Consider the following 16,672-nt stretch of genomic DNA (forward strand, 5'->3'; position numbering starts at 1 on the left):
CGCGGCCGTAAAAACCTGACAGTGCTTGTATAAGTGCTGTTACATTGGCTCCATGGCAACCGACGAGACCCCCGAGCCGGACGACCCCTCCGAGGAAGGGCTGTGGCGGCCCCTGTGGGCCCTGTTCCGGGAGATGGACGGCGACATCGCGCGGCTGTACCGCGAGGCCGAGATCGAAGGGGTGCGGACCACCTGGGTCGGCGAGCTGCTGCGGCTGGACCGGCGCGGGCCCATGACGATCAGGGAGCTGGCCGACTCCATGGGCCACAGCCACTCCGCGCTCAGCCAGAAGGTCGCCGCGATGCGCGCGGCAGGTCTCGTGGACACCCTGCCGGGGGAGGACGCGCGCACCAAGCGGGTAACGCTCACCGACCGGGCCCGCTCCGTGGTGGGCCGGCTGGCCGCGGAGTGGCGGGCCACCGAGCGGGCGAGCCGCGAACTGGAGGCCGAACTCCCGTACCCGCTCAGCCAAGTGGTGCAGGACATGCGCCAAGCGCTGGAGCGGCGCAGCTTCCACGACCGGATCGCCGCCCTCCTCGCCGAGGACCCGCAGTGGCGGTGAGACCGCCGGCCGCCCTCCTCGTCGACACCCGGCCGCTGCGGGCCTCCCCGGCCTTCCGCCGGCTGTGGATCGGCCGCGGCATCTCCGGACTGGGCGCGCAGATGACCCTCGTGGCGGTGATGTACCAGGTCTGGGAGGCGACCGGCAGCACCGTGTGGACCGGCGCCGTCGGTCTCGCCCAGGCCGTGCCGCTGGTGGGGCTCGGACTGCCCGCCGGGGCGGTCGCCGACCGGGTGGACCGGCGGCGGCTCTACCTCACCATGGCCGCGGGCCAGGCGGTCTGCTCGGCGGCGCTGGCCGTCCAGGGGCTCGGCGGGCGGCTGCCCGCGGCCGGGGTGCTGGGCGTGCTCGCCGCGCAGTCCGCCCTGGGTGCCTTCTCCGGGCCCGCGGCCGGCACGTTCGTCCCGCGGCTGCTGCCGAAGGAGCACCTGGCCGCCGGGCTCGCCCTCAACCGGGTCGCGTTCCAGACCCAGATGCTCGCCGGGCCGGCGCTCGGCGGTCTGGTGATCGGCGCCTGGGGTGTCGGCGGCTGCTACCTGCTGGACGCGCTCTCCTTCACCGCCGGCCTGTACGGGGCCTTCGGCCTGCCGCCGATGCCGCCCGAGGGCGAGCCGTCCCGGCCCGGGCTGCGCGGCGTCGGCGACGGGCTGGCCTTCCTCGCCCGTACGCCCTCGGTCCGGGGCGCGCTGCTGACCGACTTGGCCACCATGGTGCTGTCGATGCCGATCAGCCTCTTCCCGCTGGTCAACGCCGAGCGCTTCGGCGGCGACCCGCGCACGCTCGGCCTGTTCACCACCGCCGTCGCGGTCGGCGGCGTCCTCGCCTCCCTGCTGTCGGGCGCCTTCACCCGGCTGCCGCGCCCGGGCCTGGTGATGCTGGCCGGCTCCGCCGGCTGGGGTGTTTCACTCACCCTGTTCGGCCTGGTCACCCGGCCCTGGGCGGCGCTCGGCCTGCTCGCGGTGGCCGGCGCCGCCGACACCGTGGCCGTGGTCTCGCGCGGCACGATCGTGCGGCTGCACACCCCGGGCGCGATGCTCGGCCGGGTGGGAGCCGCCGAGCAGATCGTCGGCCAGGCCGGGCCCGATCTGGGCAACATGCGGGCCGGACTGGTGGCCCGGACCAGTTCGGGTACGACGGCGCTGGTGAGCGGCGGCCTCCTGTGCCTGGCCGCCATCGCCCTGGTGGCCGCGTCCACCCCCGGCCTGCGGGGCGTCACCGGTGCCCGGCCGGACCCGGCCGGCCCGGACCCGGCCGATCCGCCCGCCGAGCCAATGGCCGAGCCCGCCCCGCCCCTCGCCGTACCGCCGTCGCGCGAGGGAGCCGTGCCCCCGTCCGGCACTTCCCCGCCACCCGCTCGGCCCGGCCCGCACACCGCTGCAACCGACGGGTCGTAAGGTGGTGGTGTCCTCACCGGAGAGGCAGGCCACGGGCAACCGCCCGCGCCGGTCGGGGATGTGACGCCGCGCCCGGAGAACCCGTCCGTAAGGCCGCAGGCGCCCCCGCGCGGGCCCCCTTCCGCCGACCGACCGCGGCGGCCCGGTCCCGGCGCGACCTGACGCGGGCACAGCGCCCGAAAAGGGCAGGCATACCCTCGCGGGCGGTCCCCCATGCGCCGAACGGGCGACTTCCCTGCGGCCGCTGCCCGGTATTTTTTCCCGATCATGCAGGAGGAGCCGGTCGTGGGGCATACCCTGACTGAGGTGAACGAGTCACCAGCAGCGCCGTCCGGCGCGCCCGCGAAGACCGCAGCAGCCCGGCCCGAGCCGGAAGGCGCCGCGGCCCCGCCCGGGCACCCCGCGGCCCCCGAGCTGCCCGCCGTCCCCGCGGAGTTGCACGCCGAGCTCGTCGCCTTCCGCCGCGACCTGCACCGCCACCCCGAGGTGGGCCGGCAGGAGTTCCGCACCACCGAGCAGGTCAGGGCCCGCCTGGAGCGGGCCGGCCTGCAGCCGCGGGTGCTGCCCGGCGGCACCGGCCTGGTCTGCGACATCGCCGCCCCCGGCGACGACCGCCCGCGCCTGGCGCTGCGGGCCGACCTGGACGCGCTGCCGGTGCCGGACACCAAGGCCGTGGAGTACCGCTCCACCGTCCCCGGCCGCGCCCACGCCTGCGGCCACGACGCGCACACCACGATCGTGCTCGGCACCGGCCTGATGCTCGCCGCCCTGCTGGCGGAGGGCCGGCTGCCCCGCCCGGTGCGGCTGGTCTTCCAGGCCGCCGAGGAGATCATGCCCGGCGGCGCGCTGGACGCGGTCAAGGCCGGGGTGCTGGAGGGCGTCGAGCGCATCCTCGCGGTGCACTGCGACCCGAAGGTGGAGGTCGGCCGGATCGGCCTGCGGGTGGGCCCGATCACCTCGGCCGCGGACAAGCTGAAGCTCTCCCTGGAGGGCCCCGGCGGGCACAGTGCCCGCCCGCACCTGACCACGGACCTGGTGATGGCCACCGCCAAGCTCGCCACCGAGCTGCCCGCGGTGCTCGGCCGCCGGGTGGACCCCCGCTCGGGCCTGAGCATCGTGTGGGGCCGGATCGAGGCCGGCCACGCGGCCAATGTGATCCCGCAGCACGCCGAGCTGGAGGGCACCGTGCGCTGCCTGGAGCTGGCCGCCTGGCACGACGCCCCCGACCTGGTGCACGAGGTGATCGACCAGGTCGCCTCCATGTACCGGGCCAAGTGCGAGATCACCTACCAGCGCGGTGTCCCCCCGGTGGTCAACGAGGCGGACTCGGTCGAGCTGCTGCGCGACGCGATGACCCGCAGGCACGGCGCCCACGCCATCGAGGACACCGAGCAGAGCCTGGGCGGCGAGGACTTCTCCTGGTACCTGGAGCACGTGCCCGGCGCCCTCGCCCGGCTCGGCGTGCGCCCGGTCGGCGACGGCGCCGCGCGCGATCTGCACCAGGGCGACTTCGACATCGACGAGGGGGCGCTGACCGTCGGCGTGGAGCTGTTCACGGCCGCTGTGCTGCTGTCCTGACAGCGGGTGAGGCCCCGGTCACGGGGCCGTCACCTGGTCGAAATGCGTCGATCCGATAACGGGTCTTCATGCGGCCTTTACCTGTCATCTACGCGCGTTAAGCTCCGGCTTAGCCAGCGCCGGACGGGGCGCTTTCCAGACCGAAGGGGACCCTCTTGCGCCGGGTATCCAAGATCGCTGCCGCGGGCGTGGTGTCCGCGGCCCTCGCGCTGACGGCCACCGCGTGTGGCAGCAGCACCACCTCCGACAGCGGATCGAGCGGCTCCTCGTCGAGCAGTGGTTCGGGCGGCAAGGGCGTCGGCATGGCCTACGACGTCGGCGGGCGCGGCGACCACTCCTTCAACGACTCGGCCGCCCGCGGCATGGACAAGGCCGTCAAGGAGTTCTCGCTCGGCTCCAAGGAGCAGACCGCCAGCCAGGACGAGACCGAGTCCGACCGCGAGGAGCGGCTCGACCAGCTGGCCGGCGCCGGCTACAACCCGGTCATCGCGGTCGGCTACACCTACGGTGACGCCGTCACCAAGATAGCCAAGAAGTACCCGAAGACCACCTTCGCCATCGTGGACTCGGTCGTGGACGCCCCCAACGTCGACAGCATGACCTTCGCCACCGAGCAGAGCTCCTACCTGGCGGGCGTGGCCGCCGCGCTGAAGACCAAGACCGGCAAGGTCGGCTTCATCGGCGGCGTGCACAACACCCTGATCGGCACCTTCCAGGCCGGCTTCGACCAGGGCGTGAAGGACACCAAGCCCTCCGTCCAGGTCACCGACCAGTACCTGTACGAGACCGACTCCAAGGGCTTCGCCGACCCGACGGCCGCGGCCGGCAAGGCCAAGGGCATGCTCGACAAGGGCATCGACGTGATCTACACCGCGGCCGGCCTGTCCGGCGACGGCTCGATCCAGACGGTGGCCGGCAAGCCCGGCACCTGGGCGATCGGCGTCGACTCCGACCAGTACCAGGACCCGGCGCTGGCGAAGTACAAGAACCAGATCCTCACCTCCGCGGTGAAGAACGTCGACGTGGCCGTCTACGACCTGATCAAGTCCGTCCACGACGGGTCGCCGAAGGTCGGCACGAACACCTACAACCTCGCCAACGGCGGTGTCTCGCTGGCCACGTCGGGCGGCTTCCTCACCGACATCCAGTCCCAGCTGGACACCGCGAAGCAGAAGGTCGTCTCGGGCGCCATCAAGGTCAAGTCCACCCCGTGACCCGCGGCCGGTAACGCGCGTTCGGATCTGCAGGCTCGGCGGGGGGTTGCTGCGGCACCCCCCGCCGGGCCTTCTTTGCGCGATACCTTCGGCCCCGCACGCCCCCGCCCGAGCCTTTCCCTTCAGGAGAGTGCGCCATCAACGCGTCCACGAGTCCCCCCGCGGCCGTCGAGCTGCGCGGCATCACCAAGCGCTTCCCCGGCGTCGTCGCCAACCACGACATCGACATCACCGTGCGCAGCGGCACCGTGCACGCCCTCGTGGGCGAGAACGGCGCCGGCAAGTCCACCCTGATGAAGATCCTCTACGGCATGCAGAAGCCCGACGAGGGCACCATCGCGATCAACGGCGAGCAGGTCGTCTTCGGCGACCCCGGCGACGCCATCGCCCACGGCATCGGCATGGTGCACCAGCACTTCATGCTCGCCGACAACCTGACCGTGCTGGAGAACATCGTGCTGGGCAGCGAGAAGCTGCACGGCATCGGCGGCCGGGCCCGGGCCCGGATCACCGAGATATCCGACGCCTACGGCCTGGGGGTCAAGCCCGACGCCCTGGTCGAGGACCTCGGCGTCGCCGACCGCCAGCGGGTGGAGATCCTCAAGGTCCTCTACCGCGGCGCCCGCATCCTCATCCTCGACGAGCCCACCGCGGTCCTGGTGCCCCAGGAGGTCGACGCGCTCTTCGAGAACCTGCGCGGCCTGAAGGCCGAGGGCCTGACCGTCATCTTCATCTCGCACAAGCTCGGCGAGGTGCTCTCGGTCGCCGACGAGATCACCGTCATCCGCCGCGGCACCACCGTCGGCAGCGCCGACCCCGCGCACACCACCACCAAGCAGCTCGCCGAGCTGATGGTCGGCAGCGAACTTCCCTCGCCGGAGACCCGCGAGTCCACCGTCACCACCGAGCCGATGCTCACCGTGGCCGGCCTGCGGATGGCCGCGGTGGACCCGGACGGCGTGGAGCGGGTGGTGCTCGACGACATCGGCTTCACCATCCACAAGGGCGAGGTGCTCGGCATCGCCGGCGTCGAGGGCAACGGCCAGGCCGAACTCGTCGAGGCGATCATGGGCATGCGGCAGCTGGACGCCGGCACCCTGCGCCTGGACCAGGCCGACATCACCGCCGCGCCCACCCGCAAGCGCCGCGAGGACGGCATCGGCTACATCCCCGAGGACCGGCACCGGCACGGCCTGCTGCTGGAGGCCCCGCTGTGGGAGAACCGCATCCTCGGCCACGTCACCGAGCCGCCCAACAGCCGCGGCGTCCTCATCGACCCGACCGCCGCCCGGCGCGACACCGAGCGGATCGTGCGCGAGTACGACGTGCGCACCCCCGGCATCGAGGTCACCGCGGCGTCGCTGTCCGGCGGCAACCAGCAGAAGCTGATCGTCGGCCGGGAGATGAGCCACCTGCCCAAGCTGCTGATCGCCGCCCACCCCACCCGGGGTGTGGACGTCGGCGCACAGGCGCAGATCTGGGACCAGATCCGCCAGGCCCGCCGCGAGGGCCTGGCGGTGCTGCTGATATCCGCCGACCTGGACGAGCTGATCGGCCTGTCGGACACCTTGCGGGTGATGTACCGCGGCCGGCTGGTCGCGGACGCCGACCCGGCCACCATCACGCCCGAGGAGCTCGGCTCGGCCATGACCGGCGCCGCCTCGGGCCACCTCGCGCACCAGCCGGCCGCCGGCTCGGAGCCGTCCGGGGGAGAGGACCGATGAAGAAGTTCGACAGGGACCGGGTGCTGCTGGCCGTCGCCGCACCCGTGCTGGCCGTGGTCGGGGCGCTGATCGTCACCGCCCTGGTGCTGCTGGCCACCGGCAAGGACCCCTTCCACGCGTTCAACGTGATGGTCAACTACGGCGACAAGTCCGACAGCCAGGTCTACATCCTCAACAAGGCCACCACGTACTACCTGGCCGGCCTCGCGGTCGCCGTCGGCTTCCGGATGAACCTGTTCAACATCGGCGTGGACGGCCAGTACCGGCTGGCGGCGTTCTTCGCCGCCGCGGTCGGCGGCGCCGTCTCGGTGCCGGGCATCATCCAGATCCCGCTGATCATCGTCACCGCCATGCTGGTCGGCGCGGCCTGGGCGGCGATCGCCGGCGTGCTGAAGGTGACCCGCGGGGTGAGCGAGGTGATCTCCACGATCATGCTCAACTCGATCGCGGGCATCGTCATCGGCTACTTCCTGCAGGGCGGCCGGCTCGGCGTGCTCGACAAGGACGCCAACATGGTGTCCACCAAGCCGCTGCCGTCCTCCGGCCACCTCTTCAACTTCCAGACCGCCACCGACCCCGTCGACGGCTTCATCGTCTTCGCGGTGCTCGCCGGCGTCCTCTACTGGTTCCTGCTCTCGCGCACCCGGTTCGGCTTCGACCTGCGGGCCGTCGGCCGCTCGGAGTCCGCCGCCGAGGCCAGCGGCGTCAGCGTGAAGAAGATGGTCATCACCAGCATGCTGATCTCCGGCGGCATGGCCGGCCTGGTCGGCATGTCCACGCTGCTCAACGAGTCGCACGACTACGGCACCGACTTCCCGACCGGCATCGGCTTCACCGGCATCGCGGTCGCCCTGCTCGGCCGCAACAACCCCATCGGCATCGCCATCGGCGCCCTGCTGTGGGCCTTCCTGGAACGCGCCTCCGGCGGACTGGAGTTCCAGGGCTACGACAAGGAGATCGTCGGCGTGATCCAGGGCGTCATCGTGCTCGCGGTGGTCATCGCCTACGAGATCGTCCGCCGCTACGGGCTGACCCGCCAGCAGCGCAAGGTCGGCGCCGAACTCGCCGCGGCCGCAGGCCGGCAGGAGACCCAGGAGGTCGCCGCGTGAGCACCACCGCCATCCAGACGCCGCCGCCCGCCGCGGCGCCCCCCGCCAAGGAGCCCGGCCGCGGCCGGGTCCGGCTCAGCTGGCCGGTGGTCCTGCTGATCATCGCCGGCGCCCTCATCGTCGTCTCCGCGGTGCGCGCGATCACCGGAGCCGAGGACGTCACCTCCTCGGGCCAGATGGCCGGCGCCCTGTCCGGCGCGGTGCCGATCGGCCTCGCGGGCCTGGCCGGCCTGTGGTCGGAGCGGGCCGGCGTGGTCAACATCGGCCTCGAGGGCATGATGATCCTCGGCACGTTCTTCGGCGCCTGGGCCGGCTGGCAGACCAACCCCTGGCTCGCCGTCCTGGCCGGCGTCCTCGGCGGCGCGCTCGGCGGCCTGGTGCACGCCATCGTCACCGTCACCTTCGGCGTGGACCACATCATCGCCGGTGTCGCGATGAACATCCTGGCCACCGGCGTCACCCAGTACCTCGCCAAGCGGCTGTTCAACGTCGGCGAGGCGGCCCAGAAGGGCGGCACGCCCAAGCAGTCCCCGCCGATGGACGACGCCAAGCACTTCACCGTGCCGGGCCTGTCGCACTGGCTGCACACGGTGGAGACCCACCACTGGTTCCTCGTCTCGGACCTGGCCGGCATCATCGGCGGCCTGGTCACCAACATCTCCTCGATCACCCTGCTGGCGATCGTGCTCTTCGCCGCCACCTTCTTCATCCTGTGGCGCACCCCGTTCGGCCTGCGGCTGCGCTCCTGCGGCGAGAACCCGGTGGCCGCCGAGTCGCTCGGCGTCAACGTCTACACCTACAAGTACGCTGCCGTGGTGATCTCCGGCGCGCTGGCCGGCCTCGGCGGCGTCTTCCTCGCCATCGGCACGCACTTCTACCTCGAAGGGCAGACCGGCGGCCGCGGCTACATCGGCCTGGCGGCCATGATCTTCGGCAACTGGCGGCCGGGCGGCCTCGCCATGGGCGCCGGCCTCTTCGGCTACGCCGACAGCCTCCAACTGCGCAACGGCGGCCCGTCGGTGCACGCGCTGCTGCTGCTCATCGCGGTGCTGCTGGTCGCCATGGCGGCCTGGAAGTTCTACCGGGGCGCCCGTATCGCCCCCGCGGTCTCGCTCGCCTTCGCGGTGCTGCTGACCGTGTGGTACCTGACCACCGACTCGGTGCCGGACGAGGTCGTCCAGGGCACCCCGTACGTGGTCACGCTGCTGGTGATGGGGCTGTCCGCGCAACGGCTGCGGATGCCCAGGGCGGACGGCGTCCCCTACCGGAAGGGACAGGGCGGATGACGGACGGGCGCGGACCGCGCACCGGGGCCGGGGGCGCCGCAGGCGCCCCGGCCCCGGCCGGGGTGGACTGGGCGGCCCTGCGGGCCGCCGCCCGGGAGATCATGGCGCGCGCCTACGCGCCGTACTCCCGGTTCCCGGTCGGCGCGGCCGCGTTCACCGACGACGGCCGCACCGTCGTCGGCTGCAACGTGGAGAACGCCGCCTACGGGGTGGCGCTGTGCGCCGAGTGCGGCCTGATCTCCGCGCTGCACGCCTCGGGCGGCGGCCGGCTGACCGCCTTCACCTGCTGCGACGCCCGCGGCGACCTGCTCATGCCGTGCGGCAGGTGCCGGCAGCTGCTGTGGGAGCACGGCGGCCCCGACCTGCTCGTCGACACCCCCCGCGGGGTGCGGCCGATGAGCGACGTGCTGCCCGACGCCTTCGGGCCCGACGACCTCGAACGCTAGGAAGTTCCGCTCTCATGGACGCCCTCGACGCCATCTCCGTGATCCGCGCCAAGCGGGACGGCGGCCGGCTCACCGACGCCTCGATCGACTGGGTGATCGACGCCTACACCCGCGGCGCGGTCGCCGAGGAGCAGATGTCCGCCCTCGCCATGGCGATCCTCCTCAACGGCATGGACCGGGCCGAGATCGCCCGGTGGACCGCCGCGATGATCGCCTCCGGCGAGCGGATGGACTTCTCCGGGCTCTCCCGGCCCACCGTCGACAAGCACTCCACCGGCGGTGTCGGCGACAAGATCACCCTGCCGCTGGCCCCGCTCGTCGCCGCCTGCGGGGCCGCGGTGCCGCAGCTCTCCGGGCGGGGCCTGGGTCACACGGGCGGCACCCTGGACAAGCTGGAGTCCATCCCCGGCTGGCGCGCCTCGCTCAGCAACGAGGAGATGCTCGACGTCCTGGACTCGGTCGGCGCGGTGATCTGCGCCGCCGGCGACGGGCTGGCGCCGGCCGACAAGAAGCTCTACGCGCTGCGGGACGTGACGGGGACGGTGGAGTCGATCCCGCTGATCGCCTCCTCGATCATGTCCAAGAAGATCGCCGAGGGCACCGGGGCGCTCGTCCTCGACGTCAAGGTCGGCTCCGGTGCCTTCATGAAGAACCTGGACGACGCGACCGAACTGGCCCGCACGATGGTCGGATTGGGCACCGACCACGGGGTGCGCACGATCGCGCTGCTGACGGGGATGTCGGCGCCGCTCGGGCGCACCGCGGGCAACGCGCTCGAAGTCCGCGAATCCGTCGAGGTGCTGGCCGGCGGCGGCCCCGCCGACGTCGTCGAACTCACCCTCGCGCTCGCCCGCGAGATGCTGGACGCCGCGGGGCTGCCCGACGCCGACCCCGCCAAGGCGCTGGCCGACGGCTCCGCGATGGACGCCTGGCGCCGCATGATCCGGGCCCAGGGCGGCGACCCCGAGGCCGCGCTCCCCGTGGCCCGCGAGCAGCACGTCGTCACGGCCTCCGCGACCGGTGTCCTCACCGAGCTGGACGCCTACGCGGTGGGCGTCGCCGCCTGGCGCCTGGGCGCGGGCCGGGCCCGCAAGGAGGACTCCGTCCAGGCGGGAGCGGGCGTCGAACTCCACGCCAAACCGGGCGACTCGGTGGTGTCCGGCCAGCCCCTCCTCACCCTCCACACCGACACTCCCGACCGGTTCGCCGCGGCCGAGCAGGCCCTGGCCGAAGCGATCCGCATCGGCCCGGCCGCCGACTTCACCCCCGCCCCGACCGTCCTCGCCCGCGTCGCCTGAGGCCCGCCCCGCCGCCCGGGTCCTGCCGCTGTGACGGGGATCACCCGAGGTCGTGGGCGTGTCGGGGTGCGGAGGGGAACCGGGGAGGTGGGCCCGGGCGTCATGGTGGGCGTGCGGCAAGAAGGCGACGGCTTCGTTCCCAAGGTGCGCGCGGCCGGGCTCGTGCTCACCGCGGGGTACCTCGCCTTCATCGGCTGGCTGCTGCTGCGGCCGCACTACGTGCCCTGGGTCGCCGCGCCCAACCTCCAGCCGCTGCGGACGATCCGCGACGACCTCGGGATGGGCCCGCTGGAGGCCGCGCGGCGGATCGGCGCCGGGCTCGGGCTGCTCGCCCCGCTCGGGGTGCTGCTGCCCATGGCCGGCGGCCGTGCCGACACCTCCGGCTTCGCCTCCTTCGCCCGCACCGTCTTCGCGGGCCTGATGGTCTCCCTGTCGGTGGAGTTCGCCCAGACCATGGTCCCCGGCCAGCTCTTCGACGTGGACGCGCTGCTGCTCAACACCCTCGGGGTCGCCCTGGCCCACCTGCTCGTCGTCCCCGCGGTACGGCGCCGCGCCCGCGAGGCCCGCGCGATCCCGCCCCCGGCCCGCGAGCCGGTCACGGCGGCGGTGCCGTAAACCCTGGTACCGCCCCTACGGAAGAAGCCGCGCCCGTGAACAGGGCGCGGCTCCGGGGGAGTTCCGCTACGGGGCAGTCGCGGGTCAGCCGCCGAGGATGCCGCCCGCCGCCGGGAGGCCGCCGAGCAGGCCGGTGACGGGGGCGACCTGGTTGCCGGACAAGTGGTTGCCGGAGGGCAGCAGGTCGGTCGGGTTGGCGGGCAGCGCCGAGGCGCCGTTGGACACCGCGGTCTGGGCGCCGGCGAGCGAGGAGGCGCCGCCGGGGACGAGGCCGGTGGCCGAGCCGACCGGGGCGAGGGCGTCGGGAGCGGACAGGCCGGCGGCGGAGGCGGTGCCGGCGGCTGCCGCCGCGGCGGCGAGGCCCAGCGCGGCGACCGTGAGAGTCTTCATGGTTCGGGTCTGCATGACGACGGAACGTAGTCAGCGGCACACGACCCGTGCAACCGGCGTGGCGCGGCCGCGATCATGCCCGCGGCCGCGCCGGCGCGCCGCCCGTCCTAGCCGCGGTGCGGGGCGGAACCGCTGGCCACGGGGCCTGCGGCGGTGCCGGGCGCGAAGAGCCACTCGGCCTTCAGCTCGGCGTATCCGGGCTTGATGACCTCGTTGATCATGGCGAGCCGTTCATCGAAAGGGATGAACGCGGACTTCATCGCGTTGACGGTGAACCATTGCATGTCGTCGAGCGTGTAGTCGAAAGCCTCGACCAGGTGCCCGAACTCCTCGCTCATGCTGGTGCCCGACATCAGCCGGTTGTCGGTGTTGACGGTGACCCGGAAGTGCAGCCGGCGCAGCAGGCCGATGGGGTGCTCGGCGTAGGAGGCGGCGGCGCCGGTCTGCAGGTTGGACGTCGGGCACATCTCCAGCGGGATGCGCTTGTCGCGCACGTAGGAGGCGAGCCGGCCGAGTGCGACCGAGCCGTCGTCGGCCACCGTGATGTCGTCGATGATCCGCACGCCGTGGCCGAGCCGGTCCGCGCCGCACCACTGCAGCGCCTGCCAGATCGACGGCAGGCCGAACGCCTCGCCGGCGTGGATGGTGAAGTGGTTGTTCTCCCGCTTGAGGTAGTCGAAGGCGTCCAGGTGCCGGGTGGGCGGGAAGCCCGCCTCCGCGCCGGCGATGTCGAAGCCGACGACGCCCTGGTCCCGGTAGCGGTTGGCCAGTTCGGCGATCTCCTGGGAGCGGGCGGCATGCCGCATCGCGGTGAGCAGGGCGCCGACCCGGATGCGGTTGCCTCCCTCCCGGGCCCGGCGCTCGCCCAACCGGAAGCCCTCGTTGACCGCCTCGACGACCTCCTCCAGGCTCAGCCCCGCCTCCAGGTGCTGCTCGGGGGCGTAGCGCACCTCGGCGTAGACCACGCCGTCCGCGGCGAGGTCCTCGGCGCACTCGGCGGCGACCCGGACCAGCGCGTCGCGGGTCTGCATGACAGCGCAGGTGTGCGCGAAGGTCTCCAGGTAGCGCTCCAGGGAGCCGGAGTCGGCGGCCTCGCGGAACCAGGTGCCCAGCCGGTCGGCGTCCTTCTCGGGCAGCGCGTCGTAGCCGGTCTCGCGGGCGATGTCCACGATCGTGCCGGGGCGCAGGCCGCCGTCGAGGTGGTCGTGGAGCAGGACTTTGGGGGCGCGGCGGATCTGTTCCGGCGTCGGGCGGCCGGGGGTGGCGGTCTGCATGGATGAACTCTAGTCCCTACGCGCGTAGACATGGCGTACGAGCTGACTATTTTCCGCCCGGACATTCAACGCACACCCTGTTGTCTGCGATCGTTGCGCCATGGCTTCGCAAGCATTACCGGCACGTGGCGCGCGGCTCGGGCGTCCGGTGGCGCCGGGGCGCGCGTTCGTGCCCCGGCAGCGCGAGCACGACGCCGGGCCGACGGTACGCGCGGTGGTGCTCGCCCTCCCCGGCGGGGACGCGCTCAGCACCCGGCGGCGATCGCCCATGGCCGCGGCCGTCATGTGGCCGCTGGCCCGGTACCTGGTGCGCGCCGGCGCGGCCGACGGTGTGGCCGCGCACGTCGTCCACTACCGCTTCCGCGGCTGGAACGGAGGGCACGCGCACCCCGCGGAGGACGCCGAGTGGGCCGTCGGCGAGGCGGTACGGCGGTACGGGGACGTGCCGGTGGGACTGGTCGGGCTCGACATGGGCGCGCGGGCCGCGCTGCACGCGGCCGGGCACCCCGCGGTCGGGGCCGTCGTCGCGCTCGCGCCCTGGCTGCCGGAGGGGCCGGAGCCCGAGCCGGTCAAGCAGCTCAACGGGCGCAGCGTGCTGATCGTGCACGGCACGGACGACGGGGCGACCGATCCCGAACTCTCCTACGGGCTTGCCGAGCGGGCGAAGAAGGTCAACCGGGAGGTGTGCAGGTTCGAGGTGCACTCCGACGGGCACGGCCTGCACCAGCACCGGGCGGAGGTGTTCGCGCTCACCGCGGACTTCCTGCTGGGCGCCCTCCTGGAGCGCCCCTACTCCCGCCCGGTCGCCGACGCGCTCGCGGCGCCGCCCCCGCTGGGCCTGCGCATGCCGCTCGCCGCGGGCTTCGGCCGCTCCCTGTCGTAACGGGGACGCGCGGGACCCCGCGGCGGGGAGCCGGCACCCCGTGGGCCGCCGGCGGGCTCAGAGCGGGGTGCCCGCGTCGTCGGCTCCGGTGCGCAGGTCCGAGGTGCAGGAGTAGACGCGCAGGCCGTCGTTCTTGGCGGGGCCGCCGATGACGACCTGCTGGTCGGGGGAGACCACCGGGTCCGCGGTCAGGGTGCAGACCAGCTGGCCCAGGGCGAAGGGCGGCAGGGCGTCGGGAGCCTCGTTGAGGCGCAGGGCGTCGCGGGGGTCGCCCGCCCGGGCACCGGTGACCCGCAGGTCGGAGGGGACCGCCGTGGAGAAGCCGGCCCTGCCCTCGTCCGTCATCGGGCTCGCCTGGAGCTGGGCGACCAGCTCGCTGACCCGGGTGAACCAGTCGATCCGCGCGTCCCGCAGCACCATGCTGCGGCTCACCGGGGCCACCTGCATGCTGCACACCAGGAACACCTGCCGCGTCACCGCGTCCGGCTCGGAGTTCGCCGGGGCCTTGGGCGCCGTGCAGGACACCCGCGAGGGCGCCGGGCCCGCGTCCACCGGCACCGAGGTGGTGCGGATGCCGCAGCCGGCCAGCAGCGGCGCCAGCATCCCCGCGGCGGCCAGCCCGTACCCGTACCCGCGCAGCCGCGCCCTCATCGCCGTCCCCCCGTGGTGCCGTTGCCGCCCGGGGCGGCGCTGTCCGCCCGGGTCGCGCCCGAGGCGCCCTGCTCGGTCCGCGGCCGCACCGGCAGCCGCAGCGTGAACAGGGCCCCGCCCTCGGGGCCGTTGGCGGCGGAGATGTCGCCGCCGTGGATGTGCGCGTTCTCCAGCGCGATGGACAGGCCCAGGCCGCTGCCCTCGGAGCGGGCCCGGGAGGCGTCCGCCTTGTAGAAGCGGTCGAAGACGTGCGGCAGCACCTCCTCCGGGATGCCGGGACCGCGGTCGGAGACGCTGATGACGATCTCGCCGTCCGCGCCGCCCTCCCGGCGCAGCGTCACCCGCACCGGGGACCCGCCGTGCTTGAGCGCGTTGCCGATCAGATTGGCCATGATCACGTCCAGCCGGCGCGGGTCGATCGTGGCCAGTACCCCGCGGGGGGCGTCGAGTTCGACCGAGTCCAGCCAGGCCCGCGCGTCCATGCAGGCCGTGATCATGTCGGCGACGTCGACCTCGTCCACCCGCAGCTTGGCGGTGCCGGCGTCGAAGCGGGTGACCTCCATCAGGGTCTCCACCAGCTCGTTGAGCCGCCGGGTCTCGCTGACCACGAGCCGCACCGCGGGGGCGATCATCGGGTCGAGCGCCTCCGCCTCGTCCTCCAGCACATCGGTCACCGCGGTGATCGCGGTCAGCGGGGTGCGCAGCTCGTGCGACATGTCGGCGACGAAGCGGCGGCTGGCGGCCTCGCGCGCCCGCAGCTCCTCGACCCGGTTCTCCAGCTGCTCGGCCGCGTTGTTGAAGGTCCGGGACATCTCGGCGAGTTCGTCGGTGCCCGACACCTTCAGGCGGGTGTTCAGGTGGCCCTCGCCGAGCCGCTTGGCGGCCTCGCCCAGCCGCCGCACCGGCCGCAGCACCGCGGAACCCGCGGCCTGCGCCAGCAGGGCGGCGCCGATCAGGGCGAGCAGGGTGGCGATGCCGAGGGACCAGGCCAGCGAGTTGAGGTCCTTGCGCTCGGCGTCCAGCGACTTGAGCATGTAGCCGGTCGGGCCGCCGCCGTTGATCCGCGCGCCGGCCACCAGGTAGGGGTGGCCCTGCAGCGAGATCCGCTCCCAGTGCAGGTGGTAGCGGTTGTCGTCGGAGGTGTGCCGGGTGTTGACGGCGCGGCGCAGAGAGGCCGGCACGTCGTCCAGCGAGAAGGAGTCGCGGTCGGAGGTGACCGTGCAGGGGCCCTCCGGCGTGCTGTCGGTGAGCAGCACCTGGTAGGTGTCCGGGCTGCCGATCCGGCTGGCGGCGGTCTCCAGCGACCGGCAGGCGGGCCGTACCGGCAGCGAGGCGGCGTTGCGTTCAAGGGAGTCGCGGAAGTCGTCCAGCGCGCTGTTCTGCGCCCTGGTGAGCACCGCGTCCCGGTTCAGCCAGTACGCGATCCCCGACACCGACACGGCGGCGGTCAGTGCCACCAGGGCGAAGACGGCTATGAGCCGCAGTCTCAGGCTCGTCCAGCGCAGGAAGCCGAACGCGCCGCCGTGCTCACGTTTCACTGAGGAGTGTCCAGGCGGTAGCCGACGCCCCGGACGGTGCGGATCAGCGTCGGGGACGAGGGGACGTCCTCGATCTTGGCCCGCAGCCGCTGCACGCACGCGTCCACCAGGCGGGAGTCGCCCAGGTAGTCGTGCTCCCACACCAGCCGCAGCAACTGCTGGCGGGAGAGCGCCTGGCCGGGCCGGCGGCTCAGCTCCAGCAGCAGCCGCAGCTCGGTCGGGGTGAGCTGCAGGTCCTGGCCGTCCTTGGTGACGGTCATCGCGCTGCGGTCGATCACGATCGAGCCGAAGGCCGCCGAATCGGTGCTGTCCCGCTCGCCGCGGCGCAGCACGGCGCGGATACGGGCGTCCAGCACGCGCGGCTGCACCGGCTTGATCACGTAGTCGTCGGCCCCGGACTCCAGACCCACCACCACGTCGATGTCGTCGCTGCGCGCGGTCAGCAGGATGATCGGCAGCTGGTCGGTGCGCCGGATCCGCCGGCACACCTCGAAGCCGTCGATCCCGGGCAGCATCACGTCCAGCACGATCAGGTCAGGACGCTGCTCCTTGAGCAGCTTCAGCCCGTCCTCGCCGGTTGCGGCGGCCACCACGCGGTGGCCCTGGCGGGACAGGCCGAGTTCGAGACCGGTGCGGATGGCGTCGTCGTCCTCGATCAGCAACAGGAAAGGCACGGGCGCCATTGTTGCCTACCGGTGCCGGAGGGTTGA

16 protein-coding genes are annotated in these 16,672 nt (G+C 73.2%); 11 read left to right on the forward strand and 5 right to left on the reverse strand.

Going from position 1 to position 16,672, the window contains the following annotated elements:
- Positions 1-52 precede the first annotated feature (52 nt).
- The 10 genes from BLR33_RS21705 to BLR33_RS21750 all read left to right on the forward strand — a co-directional run bounded on the left by BLR33_RS21705 (position 53) and on the right by BLR33_RS21750 (position 11,226).
- The gene (locus BLR33_RS21705) at positions 53-562 is read left to right on the forward strand and encodes a MarR family winged helix-turn-helix transcriptional regulator (protein ID WP_245771559.1); all 510 of its coding nucleotides are present in this window, start codon (positions 53-55) and stop codon (positions 560-562) included.
- Positions 553-1,956, forward strand: a complete 1,404-nt coding sequence (locus BLR33_RS21710; protein WP_407639706.1) for an MFS transporter — start codon at positions 553-555, stop codon at positions 1,954-1,956. The genes BLR33_RS21705 and BLR33_RS21710 overlap by 10 nt, the downstream gene beginning before the upstream one ends.
- Positions 1,957-2,262: 306 nt before the next feature.
- Positions 2,263-3,534 carry an amidohydrolase gene (locus tag BLR33_RS21715; RefSeq protein WP_245771560.1) on the forward strand — a complete coding sequence of 424 codons (1,272 nt, stop codon included), beginning with the start codon at positions 2,263-2,265 and terminating at the stop codon, positions 3,532-3,534.
- 155 nt (positions 3,535-3,689) lie between these two features.
- Positions 3,690-4,748, forward strand: coding sequence for a BMP family lipoprotein (locus BLR33_RS21720; RefSeq protein WP_093786212.1), 1,059 nt, complete (start codon positions 3,690-3,692; stop codon positions 4,746-4,748).
- A 137-nt stretch (positions 4,749-4,885) separates the two neighbouring features.
- The gene (locus BLR33_RS21725) at positions 4,886-6,472 is read left to right on the forward strand and encodes an ABC transporter ATP-binding protein (protein ID WP_093786213.1); all 1,587 of its coding nucleotides are present in this window, start codon (positions 4,886-4,888) and stop codon (positions 6,470-6,472) included.
- Positions 6,469-7,581, forward strand: a complete 1,113-nt coding sequence (locus BLR33_RS21730) for an ABC transporter permease (protein WP_093786214.1) — start codon at positions 6,469-6,471, stop codon at positions 7,579-7,581. The genes BLR33_RS21725 and BLR33_RS21730 overlap by 4 nt, the downstream gene beginning before the upstream one ends.
- Complete coding sequence (locus tag BLR33_RS21735) at positions 7,578-8,867, forward strand: ABC transporter permease (RefSeq protein ID WP_093786215.1); 1,290 nt, start codon at positions 7,578-7,580, stop codon at positions 8,865-8,867. The genes BLR33_RS21730 and BLR33_RS21735 overlap by 4 nt, the downstream gene beginning before the upstream one ends.
- Entirely contained in the window at positions 8,864-9,313 is a 450-nt protein-coding gene (locus tag BLR33_RS21740) for a cytidine deaminase (RefSeq protein ID WP_093786216.1), read from the forward strand. Before BLR33_RS21735 ends, BLR33_RS21740 begins: the two co-directional genes overlap by 4 nt.
- Positions 9,314-9,327: 14 nt before the next feature.
- Positions 9,328-10,611, forward strand: a complete 1,284-nt coding sequence (locus BLR33_RS21745; protein ID WP_093786217.1) for a thymidine phosphorylase — start codon at positions 9,328-9,330, stop codon at positions 10,609-10,611.
- Between the two features lie 105 nt (positions 10,612-10,716).
- The gene (locus tag BLR33_RS21750) at positions 10,717-11,226 is read left to right on the forward strand and encodes a VanZ family protein (protein WP_407639709.1); all 510 of its coding nucleotides are present in this window, start codon (positions 10,717-10,719) and stop codon (positions 11,224-11,226) included.
- Positions 11,227-11,310: 84 nt separating this feature from the next.
- Here the strand turns inward: BLR33_RS21750 and BLR33_RS21755 are convergent, their stop codons facing one another.
- Positions 11,311-11,616 (reverse strand): ATP-binding protein, encoded by a 306-nt coding sequence (locus BLR33_RS21755; protein WP_245771561.1) that lies wholly within the window; start codon positions 11,614-11,616, stop codon positions 11,311-11,313.
- A 107-nt stretch (positions 11,617-11,723) separates the two neighbouring features.
- Positions 11,724-12,890 carry an adenosine deaminase gene (locus tag BLR33_RS21760; protein WP_093786219.1) on the reverse strand — a complete coding sequence of 389 codons (1,167 nt, stop codon included), beginning with the start codon at positions 12,888-12,890 and terminating at the stop codon, positions 11,724-11,726.
- Between the two features lie 100 nt (positions 12,891-12,990).
- Between BLR33_RS21760 and BLR33_RS21765 the strand changes: the two genes are divergently transcribed.
- Positions 12,991-13,773: an alpha/beta fold hydrolase gene (locus BLR33_RS21765; protein ID WP_093786220.1), complete on the forward strand. Its 783-nt coding sequence runs from the start codon at positions 12,991-12,993 to the stop codon at positions 13,771-13,773.
- Between the two features lie 57 nt (positions 13,774-13,830).
- Here the strand turns inward: BLR33_RS21765 and BLR33_RS21770 are convergent, their stop codons facing one another.
- Genes BLR33_RS21770 through BLR33_RS21780 form a run of 3 tightly spaced genes read right to left on the reverse strand, consistent with a single transcriptional unit; the run spans position 13,831 to position 16,636 of the window.
- Positions 13,831-14,424, reverse strand: a complete 594-nt coding sequence (locus tag BLR33_RS21770; RefSeq protein ID WP_093786221.1) for a hypothetical protein — start codon at positions 14,422-14,424, stop codon at positions 13,831-13,833.
- Positions 14,421-15,962, reverse strand: coding sequence for a sensor histidine kinase (locus BLR33_RS21775; protein WP_245771562.1), 1,542 nt, complete (start codon positions 15,960-15,962; stop codon positions 14,421-14,423). The genes BLR33_RS21770 and BLR33_RS21775 overlap by 4 nt, the downstream gene beginning before the upstream one ends.
- Positions 15,959-16,636 (reverse strand): response regulator transcription factor, encoded by a 678-nt coding sequence (locus tag BLR33_RS21780; RefSeq protein ID WP_103886769.1) that lies wholly within the window; start codon positions 16,634-16,636, stop codon positions 15,959-15,961. Before BLR33_RS21780 ends, BLR33_RS21775 begins: the two co-directional genes overlap by 4 nt.
- Positions 16,637-16,672: the final 36 nt, after the last annotated feature.

It is taken from the genome of Actinacidiphila guanduensis (genome assembly GCF_900103985.1).
GTDB lineage: Bacteria > Actinomycetota > Actinomycetes > Streptomycetales > Streptomycetaceae > Actinacidiphila > Actinacidiphila guanduensis.

Coding starts and splice junctions, on each gene's coding strand:
- BLR33_RS21730 (WP_093786214.1), top strand. CDS start 6,469: ATGAAGAAGTTCGACAGGGACCGGGTGCTGCTGGCCGTCGCCGCACCC.
- BLR33_RS21770 (WP_093786221.1), bottom strand. CDS start 14,424: ATGAGGGCGCGGCTGCGCGGGTACGGGTACGGGCTGGCCGCCGCGGGG.
- BLR33_RS21705 (WP_245771559.1), top strand. CDS start 53: ATGGCAACCGACGAGACCCCCGAGCCGGACGACCCCTCCGAGGAAGGG.
- BLR33_RS21760 (WP_093786219.1), bottom strand. CDS start 12,890: ATGCAGACCGCCACCCCCGGCCGCCCGACGCCGGAACAGATCCGCCGC.
- BLR33_RS21740 (WP_093786216.1), top strand. CDS start 8,864: ATGACGGACGGGCGCGGACCGCGCACCGGGGCCGGGGGCGCCGCAGGC.
- BLR33_RS21745 (WP_093786217.1), top strand. CDS start 9,328: ATGGACGCCCTCGACGCCATCTCCGTGATCCGCGCCAAGCGGGACGGC.
- BLR33_RS21765 (WP_093786220.1), top strand. CDS start 12,991: ATGGCTTCGCAAGCATTACCGGCACGTGGCGCGCGGCTCGGGCGTCCG.
- BLR33_RS21755 (WP_245771561.1), bottom strand. CDS start 11,616: ATGAAGACTCTCACGGTCGCCGCGCTGGGCCTCGCCGCCGCGGCGGCA.